Annotated in this window: 8 protein-coding genes and 1 pseudogene; all 9 read left to right on the forward strand. The window is 63.3% G+C overall.

The features are described 5' to 3' along the window. Nucleotides 1-247: pseudogene (locus tag P2Q66_RS20780) on the forward strand (GntR family transcriptional regulator); the annotation flags it as partial. 37 nt (nucleotides 248-284) lie between these two features. Beyond that, on the forward strand, nucleotides 285-1088 hold the full coding sequence (locus P2Q66_RS20785) for a thymidylate synthase (protein ID WP_275731214.1): 804 nt from the start codon (nucleotides 285-287) through the stop codon (nucleotides 1086-1088). After that, nucleotides 1085-1669 (forward strand): dihydrofolate reductase, encoded by a 585-nt coding sequence (locus tag P2Q66_RS20790; protein WP_079596637.1) that lies wholly within the window; start codon nucleotides 1085-1087, stop codon nucleotides 1667-1669. The genes P2Q66_RS20785 and P2Q66_RS20790 overlap by 4 nt, the downstream gene beginning before the upstream one ends. 4 nt (nucleotides 1670-1673) lie before the next feature. Further along, nucleotides 1674-1892, forward strand: a complete 219-nt coding sequence (locus tag P2Q66_RS20795; protein ID WP_115525250.1) for an NF038396 family protein — start codon at nucleotides 1674-1676, stop codon at nucleotides 1890-1892. A 131-nt stretch (nucleotides 1893-2023) separates the two neighbouring features. After that, on the forward strand, nucleotides 2024-3010 hold the full coding sequence (locus tag P2Q66_RS20800) for a WXG100 family type VII secretion target (protein ID WP_275731217.1): 987 nt from the start codon (nucleotides 2024-2026) through the stop codon (nucleotides 3008-3010). Between the two features lie 26 nt (nucleotides 3011-3036). Beyond that, nucleotides 3037-3690, forward strand: coding sequence for a hypothetical protein (locus tag P2Q66_RS20805; RefSeq protein ID WP_275731218.1), 654 nt, complete (start codon nucleotides 3037-3039; stop codon nucleotides 3688-3690). Nucleotides 3691-4787: 1097 nt separating this feature from the next. Beyond that, nucleotides 4788-5222 (forward strand): hypothetical protein, encoded by a 435-nt coding sequence (locus tag P2Q66_RS20810; protein WP_275731220.1) that lies wholly within the window; start codon nucleotides 4788-4790, stop codon nucleotides 5220-5222. A 15-nt stretch (nucleotides 5223-5237) separates the two neighbouring features. Further along, on the forward strand, nucleotides 5238-5654 hold the full coding sequence (locus P2Q66_RS20815) for a hypothetical protein (RefSeq protein ID WP_275731222.1): 417 nt from the start codon (nucleotides 5238-5240) through the stop codon (nucleotides 5652-5654). Between the two features lie 110 nt (nucleotides 5655-5764). Beyond that, the gene (gene asd / locus P2Q66_RS20820; protein ID WP_275731224.1) at nucleotides 5765-6895 is read left to right on the forward strand and encodes an aspartate-semialdehyde dehydrogenase; all 1131 of its coding nucleotides are present in this window, start codon (nucleotides 5765-5767) and stop codon (nucleotides 6893-6895) included. The last annotated feature ends 44 nt before the right edge of the window (nucleotides 6896-6939 follow it).

The following is a 6939-nucleotide window of genomic DNA, read 5'->3' on the forward strand; positions in this document are numbered from 1 at the left end:
TGGCGTTGCCGTGGGAACGGTGGCCCGGGCGTACAAGGAACTTGAGGCCGCCGGTGTTGTTGAATCACGACGGCGGGGCGGCACCATTGTTGCCGGTGTTGCCCCGGGTGCCGGGGACGCAGCCCCGGCGCCGGTCCCGGAGGAGGTGACTGCCGCCGTCGACCGTTACATCGGCGCCGGGCGGAAAGCGCAACTCAGTGACGAGGTCCTGCTGGACCTTCTTCGCGGCAGGCTCAGGCGAAAATGATGCAGGCGAGGCAGGACCACACCGATAGACTTGGGGCGTGAGCATTCCAACGCCTTATGAAGACCTCCTGCGCGATGTCCTGGCCTCAGGCACGCACAAGTCGGACCGCACGGGGACCGGAACCACCAGTGTTTTCGGGCGCCAGCTGCGCTTTGACCTGACGAAAAGCTTCCCGCTGATCACCACCAAGCGGGTCCACTTCAAGTCCGTGGCGGTGGAACTCCTGTGGTTCCTGCGCGGCGAAACGAACGTGAAGTGGATGCAGGACCAGGGCGTCACCATCTGGAATGAGTGGGCCGACGCGGACGGCGACCTGGGTCCGGTGTACGGCGTGCAGTGGCGCAGCTGGCCCACTCCGGACGGCGGCCACATCGACCAGATCGCGGAGCTGGTGGAGAACCTGAAGTCCAACCCGGACTCGCGCCGGCATATCGTGTCCGCCTGGAATGTCTCCGAACTGAACGACATGGCACTTCCGCCGTGCCACGCGTTCTTCCAGTTCTACGTGGCCGACGGCAAGCTGTCCTGCCAGCTGTACCAGCGCTCCGCGGACATGTTCCTGGGTGTGCCGTTCAACATCGCCTCCTACGCCCTGCTCACATGCATGGTGGCCCAGCAGGTGGGTCTGGAGCCCGGCGAGTTCATCTGGACCGGCGGCGATGTGCACATTTACGAAAACCACATGGACCAGGTCCTCAAGCAGCTGGAGCGGGAGCCGTACGATTACCCTCAGCTGAAGATCAACCGCAAGCCGGCCTCGATCTTTGAATACACCCTGGAAGACTTCGAAGTGGTGGGCTACCAGCACCACCCCACGATTAAGGCGCCGATCGCAGTATGAGCACCGAAAACTTCACGGATCCGCAGTCCTTCACCGAAGAGCTGGCCGCCTCGGTCACCGGCGTTGGGCTGGTGTGGGCCCAGACCCCCGACGGCGTCATCGGCAAGGACGGGGACATGCCCTGGCACCTTCCGGAGGACCTCAAGCACTTCACGCGGCTGACCACCGGGCACCCGGTCATCATGGGCCGCAAGACCTGGCTGTCCTTCCCGGAGAAGTACCGCCCCCTGCCCGGGCGCACCAACATCGTCATCACCCGGCAGAAAAGCTGGGCCGACACGCCTGAGGCGGAGGGCGCCGTCGTGGTTCCTTCCCTCGATGACGCGCTGCTGGAGTCCCAGTTCGTCGACGGCGGCGACACCGTGTGGATCCTGGGCGGCGGGGAGATTTTCCGCCAGTCCACGGACCTCGCCAACGTCGCGGTGGTCACCACCATCGATGTGGAGGCCGACGGCGACACGTTCGCCCCCGAGCTTGGCACCAGTTGGGAGGCTTCGGCCTCCGTCCCGCCGGACGGCTGGCTGACCGCAGCCAACGGCACCCGCTACCGATTCACCAAATGGTCAAGGACCGAGGGCTAGAAACGTGCTGAAGAAACCTGAAACCCTCTTTGTCCTGGGGTACATGCTGCTCCCGCTGCTGGCGCTCCTGTCCGCGATCGTTGGGCTCACCATGATCCTGGGCGGCAACAAGATCGCCGGCGCGATTGTGCTGGTGGTGGTCACGCAGGTCTTCGCCTTCGGCGCCTTCTTCGCGCTGCGCGCCCGGAAAGCGGCTGTGCTGGAGGAGACCAAGCGGGGCTGAGCCGGTCTGCGCTGCAGGCCCCATGGGGAGCTCACCCCATCGCGGCTTATCCGATGCTGTCCTAGGCTGGGTGCTGCCGCGCAACGGGACGGCGGTTCGAAATATTGGGGGGATGCCGGGTGGCAGGAACTTTGTGGGGCGCCGACGTCGAGCAACTGCGCAATCTGGCGCGGGAGCTGGGCCGAACGTCGGATTCGCTGCTGCAGCAATCAACATCGCTGGGCAGCGCCATCAACAACAATTCGTCCTGGAAGGGCCAGGACGCCGTCAGGTTCCGGTCCGATTGGAACGGCACGCACCGTATGCTCCTCCAGCAAACGGCATTGGCGCTGAAGCAGGAGTCCGCGAAGCTGCTGGAACACGCCAATCAGCAGGAGAATGCGAGCAACAGCGGCGGTTCACCAGCCGGAATATCGGGCGGCGGTGGAACCGGCGCGGGAAACTCGGGGCCCGCGGGTCCTTGGGGTCCGGAGTGGCTTTCCAACGGTGATTCGCCCTTCCGCCGGGGCTGGGATGCGTACAACGGTGTGCTGGGCATGAAGACTTCTCCCTTGGCAGTTCGGGACATCACACAGTTCGCGGGGCGCTACGGAGACGACATCGCAACCGCTTGGCAGAATGGGTTCCGGGCTGACGCGTTGGCGATAATTCGCAGCGAAGAGCTTTGGAATGTGGCCAAAGTAAACGACGAGCTGCGCGGCTTCTTCTCGACAACAGCGGACCTGGTGAGCGGAAGGTTCGGCGACCTCGCTGAGTCCATCCGCATGCCAGGGGCGGCCGAGCTCACAGACAGCAGCATGTTCAGGCTTAACGCGGCTGGTAACCTGCTCGGTGCTGTAGGAATCGGCCTGGACGGACTCGATACGGTCAATGCCATCCGCGCAGGTGAAACGGGCGACGCCATGCGGTCGGGATTCAAGACGGCACTGGGCTTGGCGGCTTTTGCCCCTCCGCCAATCAACGTGACCAGCATGGTGATCAGTGGGGCATGGGCTGCGGTGGAACTGTTTCCGGGAGCCAAAGACGCTATCGACAGCTCCTTCGACGTGGCCGGCGAGGTCGTCGAGGATGTAGTGAACAACGTCAGCGAAGGCGTCAAAGACTTTTTCGGCTGGTAACGGCCATGAGGAGAGGGGAAGCAACAATGTCCCAATTACCTGGGATTGAAGACAGGTCCGTCGGATTCGGCTTTGCAGACATGGCCTACATCCTGCAGCTTGAAAGCACCCGAGCATCGGAAACTAGCGCCTCCTGGCTTCGGCTTGCCGATGAAACACGTGATCCAGGCCTTGTACGGGCAGGCCTGTCATCCCTGATTGCACGGGGACTGGCCACGGTGGCGCCGGACCTGACCGTCAGCTTCGATACGCGGCTTGATGTCGTCGCATACACTGTGGCAAACGCAGAAAGATGGACCCAGTTGGACCTCCTCGACTCAGCAGAAACCGGCGACACCGTCTTGCACATCGAGTCCGACAAAACGAAGCTGCTGTTTCAGCCGCGAACGATGCTGGCGTGGTTTGCCCTGCCGCAGGATCCTGACGTCGCGCCGGAAGCGGCTCAATCCTTTGTGGTCCGGGAGCATCTTCGCGAGCACGCTCATGGCGGTGTGCGGATCCGCACGTTAGGGTCTATGGGGCCTGCGGAACTCTTGGTTCGCCGTGAAGACAGCCACTGGATCTGCGCCCCTGTTCATGGAGACATCGTTGGAAAGCATGTCGTAGCGCCGGACGAAACGGCTCTAACCGGCATCCTTAGCGACCTTCGGGTAGGTGAGGGCATTGCTGCCAACGCCTGATAAGACCTTTTCCCGACGCAGAGTCGATCGCCTGTATTTCTTTGCCCGGGACGCCGACCGCAGAATATTCGCTTACACACGTGATGAATGGGGTGTCGGCGGTGCTCAGCCTTTCGGCAACTATGGAGCCCGCAGCGTTGCCACGCTGTCCTTACTTGTCATCTGTCTGGGGATACCCGCGCTCCTGGCTCCGATATTCGTCATCGGCGCAGTTATCAGCCTAAAGATCGGCCCGGCCCTGTTCTTTCTGCTTTGCACACTGCTGTTCACTGGCGGTTGGGTCCTGACGATCCAGTCCCTCAGACGTGAACTGCGGGCACGCCGGCTGCGGCGGGAAAGGGGCCTGCCCAAACCCTCTGTCATCGTCAGCGACGACCAGGCGAGGGAATGGTTCACCGCCCACCCCGGTTCCATCCCAATTACGCGGGACAACTTCCCTGAGAGCACGTATCCATTTCCAGGGGAAGCCGCTTAGCCCGCTTCATAGTGACAGAGCCTATGACCATGCCCGATCGAAAGTATTTCTTCGCCCAAGATACGGACCGCAGAATTTTCGCGTACACGGAAGCAGAATGGGGCGCTGGCGGGGCCCAGCCTTTCGGCAATTACACCGCACGCAGCATCGCCAGCATGTCGTTGCTGGTTGCCGTGTTAACGGTCCCGGCTCTCTTGGGTCCCGTTTTGCTGATCATAAGCGTCGCTGGCCTACACCTCGGTGCCATGCTGTTTTCGTTTGGTATTCACCGTCCTGTGCACCGGCGGTTGGCTTCTCACCATCCGGTCCCTCCGGGGAGAACTGCGTGCACGTCGGCTTCGCAGGGAACGCGGCTTGCCCCGTCCCTCTGTAGTTGTCACCGACGACCAGGCGCGTGAATGGTTTACTGCCCACCCCGGTTCCGTCGCGGTCACCCGAGATAACTTCCCTGAAAGTACATACCCCTTTCCAGGGGAACCCACCTAAGCCTCGTCTGCTCCATCATCTTCACTGGTGGCTGGTTCTGGGTGTTGTACAGCCGACCAACCACCTTGCTCTCGCCGCGGCGGGGTGCAGGTCTCAACGGTGCTGAACCGCATTCAATCGATTCGACAGGACTCGCGTGCAGAACGGCATTCCAGGCAGCAATGCGGGTAGCGGCCCCAACTCGGACGGCCAAGTCCGTGCCTACCACGAACAGGCGCTGGCACGCGGGGAAAAGAGGGTCCTGCTTCGCACCGTCGAGGGCAGGCTCCACAGTTACGCGAAGGACGAGCTCGGCGTGGTCACCGCCAGTTCGCACCCCCAGGTGCGGTCCGCTGCCGGCTTCATGGTGATGGCTGTCTTCTTAGCTGCCGTGGCGGTCTTTTCTATCCTGCTGGTAGCCGGACCCACCAGCAGGGGTGAAGACCCGATGTGGGACGCCCTGTTCCTGACCGCGGCCGGGGTGGGTGGCACCCTTTACGCTATTCGGATGGCGAAGGTGGCCTCGGCGGCCAAGCGCCTCCGGGCCGAGCGGGGAATCCCGGAACCAACAGCCAAGCAATTCGACTGGTAAGGGGACAGCCTGCTGATGGTTTTCAATCGAGAAGCTGAGCGGCGAAACGACGCCGTGTATGCCGAGCACAAGGAGGCGCTGTCACGGGGAGAAAAACGCGTCCTCCGGAGGACCGCAACCGGCGAACTGCACAGTTATCCTGCGGACGAGATCGGTTTCTCGCCGGGCCGGGGCCAAGCGCAGGTCCGGACATGGTGGGGCATGGGAATTGTGTCTGCCGTCTTAGGGCTTTTAGTCATCCTTTCATTGGTAATTCTTCTGGTCCCGGCGGGAAGCGGCGAGCAGCCCTTCTGGGGCGCCTTGTTCCTCACCGCGCTGGGAGGATTCGGGGCGTGGTACACCTTCAGCATGGCCCGCGACGAGTACCGGGCCAAGAAGCTGCGGAAAGAGCGGAAGGCGCCCGAACCAGGCGCAGGACACGTCTCACGGTGACCCGCTGGCCGGGCATTGGTAGGCAGTCGGTGCGTGCCGCCGTCGTCTGTTCCGTTCAGGAGTGACGTAACCGACTGCGCCCAGCCGGTTCCAAAGTCTAAACTGGACGGATGACTACAGCAGCTACCCCTTCCGTCGGCCTGGTCGGATGGCGCGGCATGGTCGGTTCCGTCCTCATGCAGCGCATGCAGGACGAGGGCGACTTCGCCAACATCAACCCGGTGTTCTTCTCCACCTCCAACGCGGGAGGTGCCGCGCCGTCCTTCGCTGACGGCGCCGGCAAGCTCGAGAACGCGTTCGACATCGACACCCTCGCGAAGCTGCCCATTATTGTCACCGCCCAGGGCGGCGACTACACCAAGCAGGTCCACGGCGAACTCCGCAGCCGCGGCTGGGACGGCCTCTGGATCGACGCCGCCTCCACGCTGCGCATGAACGACGATTCCATCATCGTCCTGGACCCCATCAACCGCGACGTCATCGACAAGGGACTGGTCAACGGCACCAAGGACTTCATCGGCGGCAACTGCACCGTGTCCTGCATGCTGATGGGCCTCGGCGGCCTATTCAAGAACAACCTGGTCGAGTGGGGCACCTCCATGACCTACCAGGCTGCCTCCGGCGGCGGCGCCCGGCACATGCGTGAACTGCTCAGCCAGTTCGGCACGCTCAACTCCCAGGTCAGCACGGAACTGGACGACCCGGCGTCGGCCATCCTGGACATCGACCGCAAGGTCCTCGCCCACCAGCGCACGGACATCGACGCCACCCAGTTCGGCGTGCCGCTGGCCGGCTCCCTGATCCCCTGGATCGACGCGGACCTGGGCAACGGCCAGTCCAAGGAAGAGTGGAAGGCCGGAGTCGAGACCAACAAGATCCTGGGCACCTCCGAGGAAAACCGCGTGATCATGGATGGCCTTTGCGTCCGCATCGGCGCCATGCGCTCCCACTCCCAGGCCCTCACCCTCAAGCTCCGCGAGGACCTGTCCGTCGCCGAGATCGAGAAGCTCCTGGCCGAGGACAACGAATGGGCCAAGGTGGTTCCCAACACCAAGGAAGCCTCCATGGCCGAGCTCACCCCCGTGGCAGCCTCCGGCACCCTGGACATCCCGGTGGGCCGCATCCGCAAGATGGAGATGGGCCCGCAGTACATCAGCGCCTTCACCGTGGGCGACCAGCTCCTCTGGGGCGCCGCCGAGCCGCTGCGCCGCATGCTCAACATCGCCACCGGCACCCTGTAACCCTCCAGCACAGCAACGCGGGGTCACTTACCGCCCGATCCGCC

Source organism: Arthrobacter sp. Cr_A7 (assembly GCF_029222765.1).
Classification (GTDB): Bacteria; Actinomycetota; Actinomycetes; order Actinomycetales; family Micrococcaceae; genus Arthrobacter.

Coding starts and splice junctions, on each gene's coding strand:
- asd (WP_275731224.1), top strand. CDS start 5,765: ATGACTACAGCAGCTACCCCTTCCGTCGGCCTGGTCGGATGGCGCGGC.
- P2Q66_RS20815 (WP_275731222.1), top strand. CDS start 5,238: ATGGTTTTCAATCGAGAAGCTGAGCGGCGAAACGACGCCGTGTATGCC.
- P2Q66_RS20805 (WP_275731218.1), top strand. CDS start 3,037: ATGTCCCAATTACCTGGGATTGAAGACAGGTCCGTCGGATTCGGCTTT.
- P2Q66_RS20790 (WP_079596637.1), top strand. CDS start 1,085: ATGAGCACCGAAAACTTCACGGATCCGCAGTCCTTCACCGAAGAGCTG.